The sequence below is a fragment of the Photobacterium obscurum genome (assembly GCF_026191635.1).
Taxonomy (GTDB): domain Bacteria; phylum Pseudomonadota; class Gammaproteobacteria; order Enterobacterales; family Vibrionaceae; genus Photobacterium; species Photobacterium obscurum.
Genome location: NZ_JAKRRW010000009.1, coordinates 188,101 through 204,773 on the forward strand (window position 1 = coordinate 188,101; position 16,673 = coordinate 204,773).

Below are 16,673 nucleotides of genomic sequence, written 5' to 3' on the forward strand. Positions count from 1 at the left end.
TTGCCGTGTTTATATATTTTGAAGTTAATGGAATTGACTATGGAATCATTATGTTAGCGACTAAACCTCTTCTTATCGGTTTATTGGTATTCAGTCTGACATCCCCCGGGTCCAATGCGATTGCAGCCCAAGAAGGCGTGCCGTATTGCCACAGCTATGCCGGGTTGAACTTCCCTGACTTTATGGTGATGTGGGACTATGACAACCCTGCATCAACCGAAAAGAAATTTAAGGCACTGCTGCAACTGGCCAGTAACAGCCACGATAAAACCTATTTGAGTGAACTACTGAGCCAGATTGCTAGAACGCATGTTATGCGTGATGATTATCAGGAGGCGGAGTTCTACCTCAAGCAGGCTCAATTGTTTATTACCGATGCTGAGCCTAGCGCCGAAGCTAATTATCTACGCGAAAAAGCCCGTTTATTGTTAGATAAAGACCAACAGAAGGCTGCTGTTGATAGCCTGAAGGCATCATGGCAGATCGCCGATGAGAACCGTTATGATCTGCTGGCGATTGAAACCGCCCTGGAACTTGAACGTTTAGTTCCGGCCGAGCAGCCATTTTGGAAGCTAAAGGCGAAACTCTTGGCTAAATCGACCAAAGATCTCAAAGCTCAGCAATGGGTAAAGCATAACCAAGCCCAGTTTTTATGAATTCGTTTAGTGATAATTCCAACATTGTCACAATCTGAATATCCCTCTATTTTTCAGTCTACTTTCTGAGTGTCCTGTCAGGAAATTTTGCCCTTTATTGTCTAATCTTGCTTATGGAAGCGCAAAAATGTGCTGTTGGAGTGGTGACGCGCATGGATAAAAACAATGAGTGGGTTGTTCGTTGGTTTACAGATGTTTGGAGTAGGGCAGACGGAAGGTTGTTAACTGAATATGCAACTGATCCGTTTAATTTTCATCTTCCGGGGGGACGAGCACTCACCCTTAGTCATGAACAATACCTGAACTTTATTTCTATATGGTGCCAGCGGTTTAAGGATGTTCATTTCACCATAAACGACGTGATTAATGACGGAGATAAAACGGTTGCGCTCTATCAGTGTAGTGCTACTTACAATGGGGGATGGGCAAGAATACCCCCAAAAAAACAGCACGTGACAATGACTGGTATGGTGTACTTTATCCGCAAAGAAGGAATGATCACAGATTGCTGGCTGGAAGACAGCAGCTTTGACTTATACCAGCAGTTAACTCGATATCTCGACTAATTCCAATTACCATAAGTATCTGATCATTCTTGCTGGTTAAAACTAGCTGAATATTTACTTATCTCTACTGGCATCATCGGCTCTTTGGTTAGAATGCGGTATAAAAAAGCGGTATCCGAGGATACCGCCTTGATGCCGAATTTTGATTTGATTAACTCGTCTAGGCTGTTTGTATATTTGTAGCCTGAGAAAGTTTCAGCTGCTCAAAAAATTGCTTGGTTTCGGTAATGATGACTTCTCGCAACAGGATCAAACCAATCAGGTTAGGTATTGCCATCAAACCATTCACGATATCGGCGATTAGCCAAATCATATCCAGTTTCAGGAATGCCCCACCAGCAATAAGAACAAGGAAGAACACTTTGTAAGGAAGAATCGCTTTAACACCAAACAGGTAAGTGATACAGCGTTCACCATAATAGTTCCAGCCAAGGATCGTGGTGAATGCGAAGAACATCAGTCCTACTGACACCATAAGTGGGCCCCAGTAAGCCGAATCCAAGCCACCCGCAAACGCATAGGTTGTCATTGCGGCACCTGCATATTCACTCTGCCAAGCACCTGTCACAATCAGAGTTAAACCCGTCATGGTACAAATGATAATGGTGTCGAAGAAGGTTCCCGTCATCGATGTCAAACCCTGACGTACACAAGAGTCTGTTTTTGCTGCGGCAGCAGCCATAGGTGCGCTACCTAACCCTGATTCGTTAGAGAATACACCGCGTGCAATACCTGATTGAATTGCCAGCATAATACCCGCGCCGACAAAACCACCTGCAGCAGCATGGCCGGTAAAGGCTGAGCTAATTACTAGCTGAATGGCTGCCGGAAGTGCATCAGACTGAGAAACCAAAACGGTGATACAAGCTGTAATGTATAGTCCGGCCATTAGTGGGACGACTTTGCTGGCCACGCTTGATATTGACTTGATACCGCCTAAGGTAACAGTTGCCACTAGTACCGTCAGGATCACCACGGTGAGTTCACGCGGGGCATTAAATGATAGGTACGCGGCATCAACGATGGCATTGGCCTGCGGAAAAGTACCGATACCAAAACAAGCGACACCGAGAGCGAAGATAGCAAAGAGTTTCGCTAGCAACTTACTGCCCACACCTTTTTCAAGGTAGTACATTGGACCGCCAATCATCTGGCCATTAGCGTCTGTTTCGCGGTATTTAACGGCCAGCAGACATTCAGCGTACTTGGTAGCCATACCAAACAGTGCCGCTAGCCACATCCAGAAGAGGGCACCCGGGCCACCCATTTTAATCGCAGTCGCGACACCGACAATGTTACCGGTACCGATAGTGGCTGAGAGGGCGGTGCAAAGTGCGGCAAAACTGGACACATCACCACTGCCTTTGCCATTTTTCTTGCTTGAGAAAACATAGCTTAGTGCAAGCGGCAGGTGGCGGATCTGAATAAAGCCAAGACGTACTGTCAGGTAAAGGCCAGTACCAACTAACAGGATTAGTAGCGGTGGACCCCAAACGAAGTTATCAATAGTTTGTAGCAAATTGTGTAGTGGATTCATTATTCTCCCCTTAAACATCAAAGGAAGAGATAAAACAACAGAAAGGTGGTGTTACAGAAAAGCTGTTTACAGAATTTTTCTGAGCTGTTGATCTTATCTCCTCTGTCCTTTTGCCTGAGAGTTTCACTTACCCCTATCAGCGATAGCAATGAGTAAGCTTGCTCCTTCGGCGTCCGATTTAACGGATCTCTCCAGAGGCTCCTCCAACAACAGTCCATACCATAATGCCAATTCAACGAATTGATATTGCGGTGCCTGAAAGATTTACGACTCATAACCTGATTGGTTCAGGTTGGATGAATTGCTTACTTCTTCGGCGGGCTTGATACGAGTAAGTATCGTGCCACTCTCCTGCTGTCTTCATCGGAACTCAATTTTTCGACCGCCATACTAAATGATAAAAATGTGATTGTCTGCAAAAAAATTCAAAAAAGGATAAAAATTATATGGATATCCGGTTGGCAGTATTTATTCGCCTAATGATTGCTGTCATGAGCGTAACAATGTTTTGTGTAGACCGTAACGTGATAGTTATTGGGCGACAGGGTGAATGAGATTAGGATCTTGGCCTAATAGAGCAGTGACTGGAATGCGCGTAATTCGTTTTTTTTAACTATCAAGGTTATTCAATAAGTATAAAGTTGAATATGCGCATATTTATTGTTCTATAAAATCAGTGGCATGAAAATTAATCCCACTTATTTTTAATATGACACCCAATCCATAACAAACTGTACTTAAAAATCAAACACATTCAGTTTAATCAATTAGGGTGTCATTTTTTTATGGTCGTAAATACAATTTTCTAGTGAGCTAACGCTTGTAAAAATATAGATTAAATTAGAATAAAAAGATTTTTTTAATTTCCATTATCACTATAAAAATGTGATTTTCCTTACTTTTCTCTTCTAACCCGTTGAAGAAGTTCAGGTAGCAGAAAACATGATCATTATTGCTTAAATTTGAAACAAAAGGCATATGCTGGATTTATTTAGGTTTCTGAACGTTAATTATTCATAAGCAGTCAGTTTTTTGACGCCTATCTAATAACAATTCTTATAAAGAAATAAGTATTTATCGACAAGGAGTGTTTTTACTACGGCATACAGCTGTTTTGTATGTACCAATGGCACTAGTACTAAGGTGAACTTGTGATTTGGGTTAGTTGTAGTCATCATGACAAAATGGCAGAAGCCAGAGAGAATCTTAAGCTGTCACACAACGTCGTTGATGTTTCGCCTTTTGAGTTACTTTCAACTATGACTGGGCAGGAATTGATTTTCCTTGAGGTAGTTGACTCATCCTCTGAAGGCTTTGAACTATTACGATCAATTAAGACTCGTTTTCCTCTTGCAAAGGTTGTTGTTGTTTATCACAGCCTTGACTCAAACTTGGCTTTGAATGTACTTCGAGCCGGGGGGGAAGATGTAATTGATGCCAGTGCGACGCGACAAGAGCTCGATGAGTGTTTTAGCCGCTTGCATACTCACCATGTTGAAAGTGAGGCTGATACCGGTTTTGAGCATCGAGAGCTTTCAATTAGGCCTGCCTTGAAGATTATTGATGAAAATATCAGTGCACCGCTACGGGAAGAAGATCTGGCCAATGCCTGTCATTATTCGCCGACATATTTTTCTAGATTATTCCATAACATTATGGGAGTTACGCTAAAACAATACATTATTAAGAAACGCCTCGATCTGGCTTGTGGCTTGCTAAGCTCTGATCGCGAAAAAATATCTCAAGTTGCCAATTCGGCCGGTTTTAAGGATGTATCGTATTTTTCACGAGTTTTTAAGAAGCATATCGGGTGCTCTCCGGGGGAGTTTCGGATGAAAAAGCATAACCTGAGTCCTTAGGGTAGATATTAAGAAACGTTGACAGTCTCAGTAATTCATTATTTTTGTTCGCTTTAGGTATAAAGTTGTCATAGATTTGCCGATAATACACTACATACAATCAGCGGAATGCGCTGGTTTAGAAAGTGCGTTAGCAATGCACGATAAAAGTAGTTAACGGTAGCTGCAGATAGAATGACAACTTTTCACGATATTTTAGGTACAGATAAGAAACACTCTCAAGCGGATATTAAGCGTCGTTACAAGCTGCTTTCCAGTCGCTGCCATCCCGACAAAGGGGGCTCTAAGGCATTAATGCAGCTGATTGGGCAATCTTATGAACAAGTCAATGCTGGTAAAGGCCATGAAGAGGCTGTCCGGACGATTTTTGTCAAGGATTCGGCTGCAGATGGATATAAGATTGCCTTGCATCAGCTTGAGCAAGAGTTACAGGCGCTTAAACAAATCAATGAATCACTGAACCAGCAGCTCAGTGAAGAGCAGGCTAAAAGTCAGCAGTTTGCCGAAGCCTCGCAGCGAAAATTTGAAGTGGAAGATCTGGAGGAGGAACTGCTAAGAGTTCGTCGTGAAAACCGGCGGTTGAAAAAGCAGTTAGAGGAAGCTCGCTGGGAGCTTAGCAACAAGGTTCGAGCGGTGACTACAACAACTCAGGAGGAAGACTCTCCATCGTCATTCCAATCTTCGTCTTCACCAAATGAAATCTCCCCGAAAGTATTTAAACAGATCAAGGCGCTTGGGTACTTTAACGTTCGAAAGCTTGGCTTGACATTAATGTTACCTGTACTGGTGGTGGGGTTGGTGCTGAGCTTGGGGACTGAGCCATGGTTCGCATTGCTGGCGATGCTGGATGAGCCGCGGAAGAAACCTGAAGCTGTTGTTACCATTCTAGATAGCAATCCAGCCGATAATGTCCAGTCTCAGGATGAACCTGAATTGCATGCTGATCGTTCTGTTCCAGAAAAACCTAAACCTGTCCCTCGCATTCAGTTGGCTAATGTCGCGGGCGTGTGGCAGTTGAGGCATTTTGAAAATACCGAAAACCCTTATATCAGCGTTCGAAGTGATAAGGGGTCCTATATCGTTAAAAGTTGCCAAGGTAATTTCCAGTATTACCGTAACTCAAACCTTCGTTCGACGCGTTTGTCGGCTAATCTGATTTTTGATAAGCAAGAGCGTCACTTCCTGATTTATAACATCCCCTATGGTAATGGCTCATTTGCGGCTAACTGGGCAGAAAGTAAAAGTTTGTTGATTAACAAAGAATATTTTCCGAACAAGGGATTCTCCGATGCCTATTATGAATTGCAGATAGCCTGTTCAATCTAGCGAACTTTCAATACTACAGGCTACTCGAAGAGCAATAGATCAGATTTATGCTTCGAGTAGCCTGAGCCTTTAAAATATAGCTTTTGCTTTTTCTTCCTATTTCGCCCTAAGCATCGATAAGTTGCCCGCCGCCAAGCGGCTTTTTGTAGACGGCAAGGCGAAAGGCCGCCGGTACAAAGTAGAACGAAACAATCGTAGTAAGTAGGGTTCCGCCTGCTATGGCAATGGCAAACGGCGGCCAGAATCCACCGCCAGCCAGAATGAGTGGCATAAAGCCACCGATGGTGGTGATAGTGGTTGAAGTGATATGGCGGGTACAACTCATTACCGCTGCGAGAATAGCATTGATATCGCCACGTAGTGCGTTAGGGCTGGTTTTTAATTCAGCCAAAATAACTATCGCGGCATTGATGGCCAGACCAACCAGGCCAAGCAGGCCGATGATTACGGTAAAACCGAACGGGTAGTTAAAAATCCACACCGATAATAAGCCCAGCCCTGCGGCAAGTACGCCTACCAGAAAGATAATTTGGCTAAGGCGAAACGAGTTAAAAGATATCACCACTACTGCCACCAATAAGGTGATCACCATGGTTAGGTTTGCCATTAAGTTTCCGACAGACTCATCGCGTTCGGCTGATTCTCCACCAAATTCAATCCGATAGCCTGACGGTATGGTTTTGGCGTAAGCATCGAGATTCGTTTGGAAGTGATTAAGTGCTGTCTGTGGTAATACACCGGCACGGAGATAGCCTTCAATAACATTCACTCGCTGTCCGTTGCGACGTGGGATAGCCCCACGGCTTGGTGTTAGCTCAAGATCGGCCAGGGCAAAGACAGGGAGGCCGGTTAGGTTTTCCTCTGAACGGACCGGTAAGCGTAAGCTGCTTAGGTTATCCATGTTTTCGCGGCTTTCATCTTTGACTCGAACCCGAACCGGAATTGATTCTGTCGCTTCAATGATATTGCCACTGACCCGGCCCGTTAACGATGCCTGTAGTAGGTCGGCCAGATCGCTAAGAGACAGGCCGCTCAGTTGGCTCGCCTCCTCGTTCACATTGACCCACACTTTGGGAGTGCCAGGTTGCAGAGTTTCACGCGTATGAGTGACGTTGGGTGTTTCGGCCATAATCAGTCGAATCTCTTCACCTATCGACTTTAGCTGGTCAAGGTTAGGGCCGTATAACCGAACCTCCAATGGCGCATTGAATGGAGGGCCTTGCTCCAGTTTCCTCACTAAAATCTGCGCTTGAGGTAGCTCTTGGTCAAGCCGCTTTTGCAGGGCAGGGATCAGTGCATTAGCAGCATTAAAATCTGCCACCTTTACCATAGCCTGAGCAAAGTAGGGCGCTCCGTGCTGGCCGCCTACCAAATTATAATAAAACGACGGAAAGTTGCCGCCAGCCACCCAGCTAACGTGCTCAACAGACTCATAGTCAGTCATAATTTCGTCAACAATCTCAGTGGCTTCTGTTGTGGCATAAATACTGGCTTGCGGTGGCATAAATAGCTGAATTTCAAACATATCCCGATCTGAAGGGGGAAAGAATTGTTCTGTTAATTGGGTGGCACCATAAAAACCGGTAACAGGCAGGATGCAAACCAATATAGCGGTGATTATGGGATGCTTTATAGCCAGCTTTACCGATTTTTCAAATCGAGAACTGATTGCTGGCAGTATGAGCCCAGTGTGATACCAGTGTTGGTTGTCTTTATCTTGAGGTAACCAGCGACAGGCAAAACCGGCCACTATCGTATGCGAAATAAGGTAGGAGCCCACAAGCGAGAAGCAAACAGTAATGGCAATGGCGCCGACGAACTCACCGGCAGGGCCCGGCATGAGGAAGATCGGTGCAAAAGCCAGTACTGTCGTGAGGGTCGAACCGAGCAGTGGTACCCATAGATGACCGATCGCTTTCATTGCCGCATTTAGCTTAGTGACTCCTTGCTGGCGATAATGCTGGATGGTATCGACCATAACAATCGCATTATCGACCATAATACCTAATGCAACGATAAGCCCTGTTACCGACATCTGATTAATTGGTAGCCCGGTAAACTTCATCATGGTCAAGGTAACTAAGCTGGTTAACGGCAATGACAGGGCGACAATGATGGCGGAGCGAACACCCAAGGTTAGCAATAGAACAACTAATATAATTGAAAACCCGAGCAGCAAGCTTTCGTTGAGCTCTGTTAGCCGGGTTTCAGTATAGCTCTGCTGCTCGAAGAGCAGGTTGACCTTAACGTTGGTTGGTAGTTCTTGTTGATAGGCGTCGAGAAAGTTTTTTACCCGTTCAGACCAAAGATCCACGCGCAGGGTAGGGTGCATGCGAGCAGCAACAAGAATTGCGGGCTTGCCGGCAACGATGGCTAGCTCATCCGGAGGTGATGCATGTGTACGTTCGACCTGTGCAATATCTTCGAGCCGTATTAGATGCCCGTTCTCATCAATCGAGACCGGTACACGCCGTACGCGATCCAGCGAGTCGAGCGAATCTGAGACTTCCAGCGTAAACCGGTTGGCACCGTTGACTAACTCACCTGCAGAGTTCTTGGCATCAGCCTGGTTAATTGCACTGGATAGCGAAATAGCTGAGCGACCAAGCGCGCTGGTGACACTGGGATCCATCGTGACAAGAATTTCTTCATCAGGCAGACCGTAAGTATCAACAAACTCTGTGCCACTGAGCACTCGGAGGCGGTTACCGAGTTCAACGGCGTAACGGCGTAATGTGAGTAAGTCAGGCTCGGTTGGGCCTTGCCAAGTAAGGGCCGTGATCATCGTGAATGCATAACCATGGTCGTCATCGAGCTCGGGGGCAGAGGTTCCCTGTGGAAGCTGGGGCTGAACATCTGCCAGTTTATCTCTTGTCCGCGACCACACTGGCTTTGAGTCGGTCACTTCGTCTTTGAGTTCCACACTGATAACTGAGATTCCGGGGCGAGAAACTGAAGATAGTTGCTTGATTTCATCAAGCTGGCGCAGGCTGGTTTCAATCTTTTCCGTAACGAGCGCCTCTACACGTTCCGCCGTTGCCCCGGGAAACGGAGTGATCACACTGGCATGGCGATTGTGGATCACCGGATCTTCGGCCCGTGGCAGGGTATTGATAGCCGATAGACCAGCAACGATCAGTAGCGCTACGGCCAGGACCAGAAGCCGCGTATTATTAATGATATGGGTCATATTCATGGTTATGCCTCATTATCATTTAGCGGCAGAGGTAACTTCTTTACTGGCATTACGGTTTGGCCCGGCACTAATCGATGTAAACCATCCGCTACAAGGCGTTCGCCATTACTGATGGCTCCGGTAACATAGGCATGATCGTTGTTTGCGTAAAGCACCTGAATCGAACGACGTTCCACCCGTAGATCTTGGTTGCTGTCATTAAGTGCAAAAACATTCCACACGCCGCGCAGGCCGTCTGTCAGTGCGGATAACGGGATCCAGTACCCTGGTTTTTCATGTATATCATCAAACTGCAGGTAGGCGAGTTCGCCGTCAATCACGGATGTAGTTTCAGGCAAACCGAAGCGCAGCTTTACCGTGCGCGAGTCTCTGTCAACCCGTACCCCGGGATTTAGCAACGTAGCCTTGTAAGACTTGTTGCCGATACGAAGAGTCCAGTTTTGCTGTTGGCTCATTTTGGGGAGTTGCCTGGCGGGGAGGCCGATATGTGCTTCTTTGTTAGTGCTGGCTAGTAACGTTAGGGTAGGGGCCCCAATATTTACCACATCGCCTTTAGATACATAACGGGCACTGATGGTACCGCCATATGGGGCAAAGACCGTTGATTTCTGTTGCTGTAGTTGATTCGCATTGGCTGAAGCCGTTAACTGACGGAAGTTTGCACGTAATGCATTTCTTTGGCTATTGAGGTTGTCGAGTTCAGATTCAGCACTAAAGCCTTTGGCTTTTAGGGCATTTTGGCGTTTAAGGTTGGCTTCTACTAATTCAAGCTGGGCGATGATCTGAGCTTTCCGGGCGTTAAGTTCATCGGCTTGTGTCTGTAGTAACTGGGTATCTAATACGATGAGAGGATCACCTGCTTTGACGGTATCACCCACATCCACCAAGATCTGAGCGACTTTACCACCTAATTCAAGACCAAGATTGGCTTGTTGCCCTGCCTGTACCGTGCCGACATATTCTCTTTTGACCAAATAATGGTCTGAAGGGGATAAGGTGACAGTATTGACTCTTAGTATCTGCTGCGCCTCATGCTCTTGGTTGATTTTCGAGCTTGAACTGTTACAGCCGCTTAGTAACGCCAACGCTATCAGTAGGCTACTGGTCGTGAATTTTGTTGTCCGTCGCATGGTAATTCATCCTGACTAGTATTACTCTTGAACTAGACTGTCTAGTCCATATAAGTAAAAAGTAATGCAATTGAACTAGACTGTCCAGTTTGATTGTTTAAAATATGATACGTGAACATTAATAATGGGTGAGCTGTTTTGAATCCGAGAAGTGCACAAAAACGAGAGCAGATTTTGAAGGCGGCAGGTGAACTGTTCTGCGAACAGGGCTATGCCATCAGTATGGATGCTATTGCGGTAAAGGCGCAGGTATCAAAGCAAACCGTCTATGCCCACTTCAAAACCAAAGATGATTTGTTTGATACTTGCATAAGAGCAAAATGTGTAGCAAATCAATTGGATGATAATTTACTTAATGACTCGCGCCCGATGCGTGATGTGCTTTGCGAGTTCGCGTGGCGCTTTCAGAGTATGCTGCTGCTGGAAGAGACCAAGCATACTTACAAGACCTCGGTCAGCCAAAGTGAAACTCACCCGGAGCTTGCTAAGGTGTATCTTAAAGCAGGCCCCCAGGCAACAACCGAGATGTTGGCACAATACCTTCAGCACAATGTAAATAAAGGCCTGCTGGTTATTGATATTGATTTGCGCGATGCCGCTATGCAGCTACTACTGATGCTGCATGGGCGAGCGGTATACTGGGCGTATCTTGGGCAGGATAGTGGAGAAACGGACGAACAGCGTAAAAAGTACCTTGAGAGCTGCGTCGATCTGTTTTTAAAAGGCTATACCGTTTTGGATAAACGTGATGGCTAAGTATTTAGACGACTAAATACTTATCTTTTAAGAAGCCTGATAGATACTATCAGGCTTTTGCATTGTTGCTTATCAAAAGTTAAGAGATGGATAAAAGTACTCAACAGCCACTATCTTCTAATTCAACTTTATAACCCAATGTGGTTTTATTTGTTGATTCATAAATATGCTTAGCGTCATAGTAAGTTACTTTACATTTATCATTGTAGTTTTCTTTGTTGCCAAAATGAATATAGGCGATTCGACCTGCAGCATTGCTACCACTATTTCTTACATAAAGTGAATCTTCATTGATATCAAATGCCCTGATAATATTATCAATGTGCGCAGTTGGATAACCATAGCAGATATAGATGTCTTCAATGTAAGGCTTAGTTTCTTTCGGCCCGTCACTATAGCTGCATACAGAAGCTGTTCCACGAATCAGTGACTTTGTGTAGGTTATGCCGGAAACACTATGTATCGTTGCGACAATTGTTTTTAATGTTGCACGTCTGGCTTCAGATTGAAAATTGAGCATTTTCATATATGCAGTAATAGACAATATTGCAAGGATGACAATTGCAGTAACTAACCTGAACATTAATTAAACCTTTTGAAAAATAGCTGCAGCTTACAATTATTTCCATGTCTTGCCTTTAGAATTTCAATTTGATGTTTCTGAATTTTATTATCGAAAATCTATAAAGGTAGCTTTGACTATGAAAGTAAGTAACCCAAGGCGTCATAATAATGTAATACATTGTAATCATCAAAATGACATTGTCAGGCTGGTACTAACAATATAGCGTTATGAAAATTGCACAGAGTAAAGGTATATCCTTGTATACCTTGTGGGCTTTCTTCATTCGAATGGTCTTTTCTCGCATCACTTATTTGGCAATGGAACTATCAAAACACTGCTATCTTTAAACGAATGCGCTGGTGTATTCAGACATTCTGGCTGAGAGGTATATATGAGAGCGTTACACATCATGAATTATCTTTTCTTGGCTCTAGCTGTTTTTGTTTCGATGTTCTCAACACTTTCCTATGCGGCATCGAGTCGGTTACAACAAGTTATTGATCGTGGTGTGCTTCGTGTCGGTACAACCGGAGATTGGAACCCGATGACAATTCGCGATCCGGCGACAAACTTTTATAAAGGTTTTGATATCGATATCACCACGGAGTTGGCCAAAGATCTGGGGGTAACCGTAGAGTATGTTGCGACTGACTGGAAGAGGTTGGTTAATGGTGTAGTTACCGATAAGTATGATATGACGGGAAGTGCCTCACTGAATATGAACCGCGCGAAAGTAGCAGGTTATAGCCAAACGTATTTCTATCTCGCGTTTGTTCCTGTTATTCAAAAGCAGAACCTTAATCGTTTTCGAAAATGGAGTGACTTCAATTCGCCTTCGGTCATCATTACATCAACTAAAGGAACCGTACAGGAGTCAATGGTCAGAGATCTTTTCCCCAAGGCTAGGCAAAATGTTATTGAATCACCAATGCGTGATTACAAGCAATTGCTGGCGAATAAATCGACCGTGATCGTGACCTCAAACATTGAAGCAGCAACGATGGTTACCCGTTTCCCCGAACTGGCCGTCGCGAAAGTAAAGGGAATGCGCCGGCCAACACCGATTGCGATGTTGTTACCGAAGGATGATCAGATATGGATCAACTACATTAACCATTGGATCGAGTTGAAGAAGACTCAAGGATTCTTTGACCGAATCGCCAAGAAATGGGGGCTGGCTAAGTTGGAAATTCGCTAAGGGGCTATTCAATGTATAGGAAGAGTTTGCGCAGAATGGATGTTTACAGATGTATCTGATGATGATGGAGTGTAACAATAGTGTCATCAGGGCTTGATAACTTCGCGGATTGAAGTAGGTTAGTGATAGGGGCGAGTGCCCTGAAAGATGTAATAAATTAAAAGGAGCAATATGGATTTATCAGCATATAAAGGACTTATCTTCGATATGGATGGCACCTTAATTGACTCAATGCCGGCACATATCCAAGCATGGAAGCAAACCTGTGAATTGTTCGAGATCCCGTTTGATGAAACGTGGTTTTATAGTTTAGGCGGGATGCCGACGCTAAAAACGGCGCAGGCGATTAATCGCCGATATAACCAGAATTTTGACACTAAACGCCTAGCCAATACGAAAGGCGAGTTTTTTGAAGCGCTTGAATATAAGGGAGAGGTTATCCCTGCAACTTACCAGTTATTGCTAGATAACAAGTCGTCCAAGAAAATTGCAGTCGGCACAGGCTGCCGCCAACTGAATGCGCTGCCGTTACTAGACGAAACCAATATTTTGCCGCATCTGGATGCATTAGTAACTGCTGATGACGTAAAAAACCATAAGCCGGAGCCTGATACTTTTCTGCAAGCCGCACTGCGTATTGGGCTAGACCCCCAGCAATGCGTGGTATTTGAAGATACGGAATTAGGCAAAACTGCTGCACTGGCGGCAGGGATGGATTGTGTTTTAATTGTTGATGGAGAAATTGGCACCTTAACTAAAGCGGCTGAACAGTAATTATCAGATTACACGTGCTTACATAAAGGGTATTCTTCACGCATTCTATGAATACCCAGATATCACCATGAAGAAAACATCAGCAGAATCGACTCCATCGCCTTCAATGACTCCTGAGCACAAACAAGACCTCAAACACGAGCAAGGCGGCAAAGAGCAGTTCCCCATTTCAGAAACTCGCTTCTGGATCCAACGCCTGAGCAAAACAGGAGTGAGGGCGTTACATATTTTGGGTATTGCTGGCTCTGCGGGGGGGATCTTATATGGCGTCGAGCGTGGGTTGTGGCTTAACTGGTGGATTTTAGCCATGACGACTGGTGTTATCATGATGTCACTGGAAATAAGCCGTTCAAAGCTTTGGGTGATCCAACTGAAAGGCGTTCTGACATTCGTTAAGCTCGGATTGCTGGCGTCATTCTTTATTCTGCCGCAGCACAAGCCTGTACTGTTCATTACCGTGTTGTTGATGTCGGTGTTTGTTGCTCATGGACCCGCTGGCTTGCGACATTATTCGATCTGGCACCGTCGTCGTATTGATGAGAAGCAGGGTAAGAAAAAACGGATGAATGGCTAAATTTGTGAAGTTTACGGGTTCTTTTTTGTGCTAAGCATAATAATGTTACTACACTGAAATTAAACCGTTATTTTGCAAGGAGTCGCCTTTGAAACCATTATTGAGCATTATTTTTTTGCCATTAATTCTAACGGCTTGTTCAAAGTCCGTTGATGAAAGAGCAGACGAATATGTGGATACAAGCTTTACGCTTTGTGGCTCCAAGGTACAGGCCTTCTCGCAAGGGGATGATGGCAAAATCAGGGTTGTTTGCGAAAATGAGAGCTACTTCCTGGTAAAAAACCAAGAGACCTTGGCCTATATGCACGAGTTGAATGGTGCCTACTGTAAAGGCAAGGGATTCCAGACCTTCAATGAGCGTAGCAAGTACTATACTTTTACCTGCATTGATGACAGGAGCTTTAATATTCCGAAGTAGCGGGAAGGGATGAATAGGTTAATGTGGTATTAACCTATTCAAAGCATCTGCTTACTATTTTTGAGATTTAGCTCGAGCTATGTTTATTTTTGCGAGAGTTAGTCTTCGCGATATCCAGGCGCCAGCTTCGCACTATTCACCTGGTATAACGCCTGAGGGTTACCCAGCGCCAGTTGGTAGCCAACATAATCGTGAAGGTGACCATCTTTACTGCAGTCGACTTCCCACTTGCGCAGCAGATAGCCTGCAAGCGCTGCGCGTGCTTCAATCACTTTCTTGCCATCCAGCATTTCATAATCGAGCTCGATCGCCTCAGGGTTGCCCTGGTTCGGATGAGGGATCAGTTCAAGCTCGATAAACTTCTGCCATTGGCGATCGGCAGTAACTTGTTCATGGCTTTCTGGTGTCTCGTCAAGAATCTTTGCAGAAACCACGCGATTGCACACTACATCCATAAATTGACTATTTTTACGGTCATACGATCGAACATGCCAGCGGTTCCCCGAATCAACCAGGCTATGTGGAATAATGCACCGCACACCCTTGCCACTGGATGTTGAGATATATTCGACCTCGACCACTTTGTTGCGGTAAATCCCTTCACACAGTACAGCCATTATCGCCGTTTTGGGAATGGTTAGCGGCTCTGGTGACTCGCAGCTGATAGGAAAGTCCTGGTGGCCTGAAAATCCATCGCCATAACCAAGAGAGACAGTTGCCAGAGTCTTTTTTAAATCGAGTGTAAACAGTGGACTGAAATCAGGTTGCTTGTAATATTTCTTTGAGCGCATATCCAGCTTCAGGTTCTCTGGCGCAATTTCTTTGTATAGTGCAAAGTCACGTGTCGTTGCAGCGTGGCCTACAGCAAAACGATCAATCAAATCCTTACGTGTTACCTCGCCGAGAAAGTAGAGGGCAAAGTCAATGAAGGCAAGGCGTTCACGTTGTGCAGATCCGATAGCGTCCAGCTTGTTTGTAATATCCATAGAATGATCGGGTTGGTGTAGAGACATGGTTATTTATCCAGTATTTCTTATGAAGACTAATATATACCGAAAATAAGTAGAAGCAAGACCTGAAACCATTATACAGGTGTTTTCTTACTCAACAGTGGGCTAATGGTGTGTATTGTATCTCGTATAGGATCTTTAGCCGTTTGAAGAGAGCGAATTTTTGCTTAGTACTGATTAAATTAACAGGTTTACATAATCATTTTCAGTAGATAATATAATTGTACTTATTTTGATTATGTGTATTGATTTATTTGGTCTTATATTGATTCTGTGTGGTGCAGAGCAGCTATTTGGCCAAAGCAATCCACTTGGTACATCAAAAAGGTTTTCTTAAGTGATCGTTTGCGTAACAAAATCATGGTATTCAACTTTTTTTGAGTAACCGTGATTTTTGTAGTGAAAAATTGGGCTGAATGTGGAAAATGGCGTGCTACAGTTGTTTCGTATTACGAAGCAACAATAACAACGCAACTCATAGATGATTACCTTAATGCCCAAGGAACCGGCGCCCCTTAGTTAGCAAATAGGTAGTAGAAAGTGACGTTAACAACTAAACAGTTATTACAGGCATATGACGTCTTGACCCAAGGCGTGGTGTGCCTTGACGACAACCTCCGACAAGGCGTCTTGGTTTACGTGGAAAGCTTGCTCGTAGAGCAAGGGATGCCACGAGATAAATACCTGAGCCTGGATGATCTTCGCTGCGACTACCCGTTTGTTCGCATGGGCTCCTATATGCCTATCGACTTTTTCAGTGCTGACAGTGGCGCGAACAACGTGGCAGCCAGTGACAACGACGCCAATTTCAAACCGATCAGTATCAAGTTGTGTACAGTCTCTTTGCAAGATGGGCCAAGGCCTGCACATTGCTGGCAAATGATGGGTACCTACCGTGCTGATCACGTCATTGAAGCGATTAATGCGCTACTGGAAATCCTTTCCAATAAGCATTACTTCAATTATTGCGCAACCTGCAACATGATTCGTCCGACAGGTTATCTGGATGAAGATCAGGTTTGTGAGTATTGCTGTGAAGAGCTGCTGGGTGCGGCATAAGCTTTTCAAAGTCACTATCTTTAATTAGTACTTTCCCTTGACTGTATAG

15 protein-coding genes and 2 riboswitches are annotated in these 16,673 nt (G+C 44.6%); of the genes, 10 read left to right on the top strand and 5 right to left on the bottom strand.

The genetic code is table 11. The annotated features are described in order from the left end of the window. The first annotated feature begins 50 nt into the window (after positions 1–50). Positions 51–656, top strand: coding sequence for a hypothetical protein (locus MD588_RS13575; RefSeq protein ID WP_265697878.1), 606 nt, complete (start codon positions 51–53; stop codon positions 654–656). A gap of 152 nt (positions 657–808) precedes the next feature. Beyond that, positions 809–1,222 (top strand): ester cyclase, encoded by a 414-nt coding sequence (locus MD588_RS13580; RefSeq protein ID WP_265697879.1) that lies wholly within the window; start codon positions 809–811, stop codon positions 1,220–1,222. 160 nt (positions 1,223–1,382) lie between these two features. Here MD588_RS13580 and MD588_RS13585 read toward each other — a convergent pair whose 3' ends face one another. Further along, positions 1,383–2,759: an alanine/glycine:cation symporter family protein gene (locus MD588_RS13585; protein ID WP_265697881.1), complete on the bottom strand. Its 1,377-nt coding sequence runs from the start codon at positions 2,757–2,759 to the stop codon at positions 1,383–1,385. Positions 2,760–2,851: 92 nt separating this feature from the next. Continuing rightward, a riboswitch (glycine riboswitch) is annotated at positions 2,852–2,964 on the bottom strand. 34 nt (positions 2,965–2,998) lie between these two features. Next, positions 2,999–3,123, bottom strand: a riboswitch (glycine riboswitch). An 820-nt stretch (positions 3,124–3,943) separates the two neighbouring features. Between MD588_RS13585 and MD588_RS13590 the strand changes: the two genes are divergently transcribed. Both MD588_RS13590 and MD588_RS13595 read left to right on the top strand, forming a co-directional pair. After that, positions 3,944–4,618 (top strand): helix-turn-helix transcriptional regulator, encoded by a 675-nt coding sequence (locus MD588_RS13590; RefSeq protein ID WP_265697882.1) that lies wholly within the window; start codon positions 3,944–3,946, stop codon positions 4,616–4,618. A gap of 174 nt (positions 4,619–4,792) precedes the next feature. Next, the gene (locus MD588_RS13595; RefSeq protein WP_265697883.1) at positions 4,793–5,944 is read left to right on the top strand and encodes a J domain-containing protein; all 1,152 of its coding nucleotides are present in this window, start codon (positions 4,793–4,795) and stop codon (positions 5,942–5,944) included. Between the two features lie 106 nt (positions 5,945–6,050). On the opposite strand, the gene MD588_RS13600 is transcribed toward MD588_RS13595, so the two are convergent. Both MD588_RS13600 and MD588_RS13605 read right to left on the bottom strand, forming a co-directional pair. Beyond that, positions 6,051–9,134: an efflux RND transporter permease subunit gene (locus tag MD588_RS13600; protein WP_265697913.1), complete on the bottom strand. Its 3,084-nt coding sequence runs from the start codon at positions 9,132–9,134 to the stop codon at positions 6,051–6,053. Positions 9,135–9,142: 8 nt separating this feature from the next. Beyond that, positions 9,143–10,270 (bottom strand): efflux RND transporter periplasmic adaptor subunit, encoded by a 1,128-nt coding sequence (locus MD588_RS13605; protein WP_265697884.1) that lies wholly within the window; start codon positions 10,268–10,270, stop codon positions 9,143–9,145. A gap of 138 nt (positions 10,271–10,408) precedes the next feature. On the opposite strand from MD588_RS13605, the gene MD588_RS13610 reads away from it, so the two are divergent. Beyond that, the gene (locus tag MD588_RS13610; protein ID WP_265697886.1) at positions 10,409–11,026 is read left to right on the top strand and encodes a TetR/AcrR family transcriptional regulator; all 618 of its coding nucleotides are present in this window, start codon (positions 10,409–10,411) and stop codon (positions 11,024–11,026) included. Between the two features lie 100 nt (positions 11,027–11,126). Here the strand turns inward: MD588_RS13610 and MD588_RS13615 are convergent, their stop codons facing one another. After that, positions 11,127–11,609 (bottom strand): type II secretion system protein, encoded by a 483-nt coding sequence (locus MD588_RS13615; RefSeq protein ID WP_265697887.1) that lies wholly within the window; start codon positions 11,607–11,609, stop codon positions 11,127–11,129. Positions 11,610–12,000: 391 nt separating this feature from the next. Here MD588_RS13615 and MD588_RS13620 point away from each other — a divergent pair, with 391 nt between their 5' ends. The 4 genes from MD588_RS13620 (at position 12,001) to MD588_RS13635 (ending at position 14,555) form a co-directional block, all read left to right on the top strand. Then, positions 12,001–12,789 (top strand): transporter substrate-binding domain-containing protein, encoded by a 789-nt coding sequence (locus MD588_RS13620; protein ID WP_407676569.1) that lies wholly within the window; start codon positions 12,001–12,003, stop codon positions 12,787–12,789. A 171-nt stretch (positions 12,790–12,960) separates the two neighbouring features. Further along, entirely contained in the window at positions 12,961–13,563 is a 603-nt protein-coding gene (locus tag MD588_RS13625; protein WP_265697888.1) for a beta-phosphoglucomutase family hydrolase, read from the top strand. Between the two features lie 67 nt (positions 13,564–13,630). Continuing rightward, the gene (locus MD588_RS13630) at positions 13,631–14,137 is read left to right on the top strand and encodes a hypothetical protein (RefSeq protein WP_265697890.1); all 507 of its coding nucleotides are present in this window, start codon (positions 13,631–13,633) and stop codon (positions 14,135–14,137) included. Between the two features lie 88 nt (positions 14,138–14,225). After that, entirely contained in the window at positions 14,226–14,555 is a 330-nt protein-coding gene (locus MD588_RS13635) for a hypothetical protein (RefSeq protein WP_265697891.1), read from the top strand. A gap of 98 nt (positions 14,556–14,653) precedes the next feature. On the opposite strand, the gene MD588_RS13640 is transcribed toward MD588_RS13635, so the two are convergent. Next, positions 14,654–15,568 carry a WYL domain-containing protein gene (locus MD588_RS13640; RefSeq protein WP_265697892.1) on the bottom strand — a complete coding sequence of 305 codons (915 nt, stop codon included), beginning with the start codon at positions 15,566–15,568 and terminating at the stop codon, positions 14,654–14,656. Positions 15,569–16,105: 537 nt separating this feature from the next. On the opposite strand from MD588_RS13640, the gene MD588_RS13645 reads away from it, so the two are divergent. Further along, positions 16,106–16,624, top strand: coding sequence for a hypothetical protein (locus MD588_RS13645; protein WP_265697893.1), 519 nt, complete (start codon positions 16,106–16,108; stop codon positions 16,622–16,624). Positions 16,625–16,673 lie beyond the last annotated feature (49 nt).

Excerpts from the sequence above, each read along its gene's own strand:
- MD588_RS13575 (WP_265697878.1), top strand. The coding sequence starts at position 51 with ATGTTAGCGACTAAACCTCTTCTTATCGGTTTATTGGTATTCAGTCTG.
- MD588_RS13580 (WP_265697879.1), top strand. The coding sequence starts at position 809 with ATGGATAAAAACAATGAGTGGGTTGTTCGTTGGTTTACAGATGTTTGG.
- MD588_RS13585 (WP_265697881.1), bottom strand. The coding sequence starts at position 2,759 with ATGAATCCACTACACAATTTGCTACAAACTATTGATAACTTCGTTTGG.
- MD588_RS13590 (WP_265697882.1), top strand. The coding sequence starts at position 3,944 with ATGGCAGAAGCCAGAGAGAATCTTAAGCTGTCACACAACGTCGTTGAT.
- MD588_RS13595 (WP_265697883.1), top strand. The coding sequence starts at position 4,793 with ATGACAACTTTTCACGATATTTTAGGTACAGATAAGAAACACTCTCAA.
- MD588_RS13600 (WP_265697913.1), bottom strand. The coding sequence starts at position 9,134 with ATGACCCATATCATTAATAATACGCGGCTTCTGGTCCTGGCCGTAGCG.
- MD588_RS13605 (WP_265697884.1), bottom strand. The coding sequence starts at position 10,270 with ATGCGACGGACAACAAAATTCACGACCAGTAGCCTACTGATAGCGTTG.
- MD588_RS13615 (WP_265697887.1), bottom strand. The coding sequence starts at position 11,609 with ATGTTCAGGTTAGTTACTGCAATTGTCATCCTTGCAATATTGTCTATT.
- MD588_RS13620 (WP_407676569.1), top strand. The coding sequence starts at position 12,001 with ATGAATTATCTTTTCTTGGCTCTAGCTGTTTTTGTTTCGATGTTCTCA.
- MD588_RS13625 (WP_265697888.1), top strand. The coding sequence starts at position 12,961 with ATGGATTTATCAGCATATAAAGGACTTATCTTCGATATGGATGGCACC.
- MD588_RS13630 (WP_265697890.1), top strand. The coding sequence starts at position 13,631 with ATGAAGAAAACATCAGCAGAATCGACTCCATCGCCTTCAATGACTCCT.
- MD588_RS13640 (WP_265697892.1), bottom strand. The coding sequence starts at position 15,568 with ATGTCTCTACACCAACCCGATCATTCTATGGATATTACAAACAAGCTG.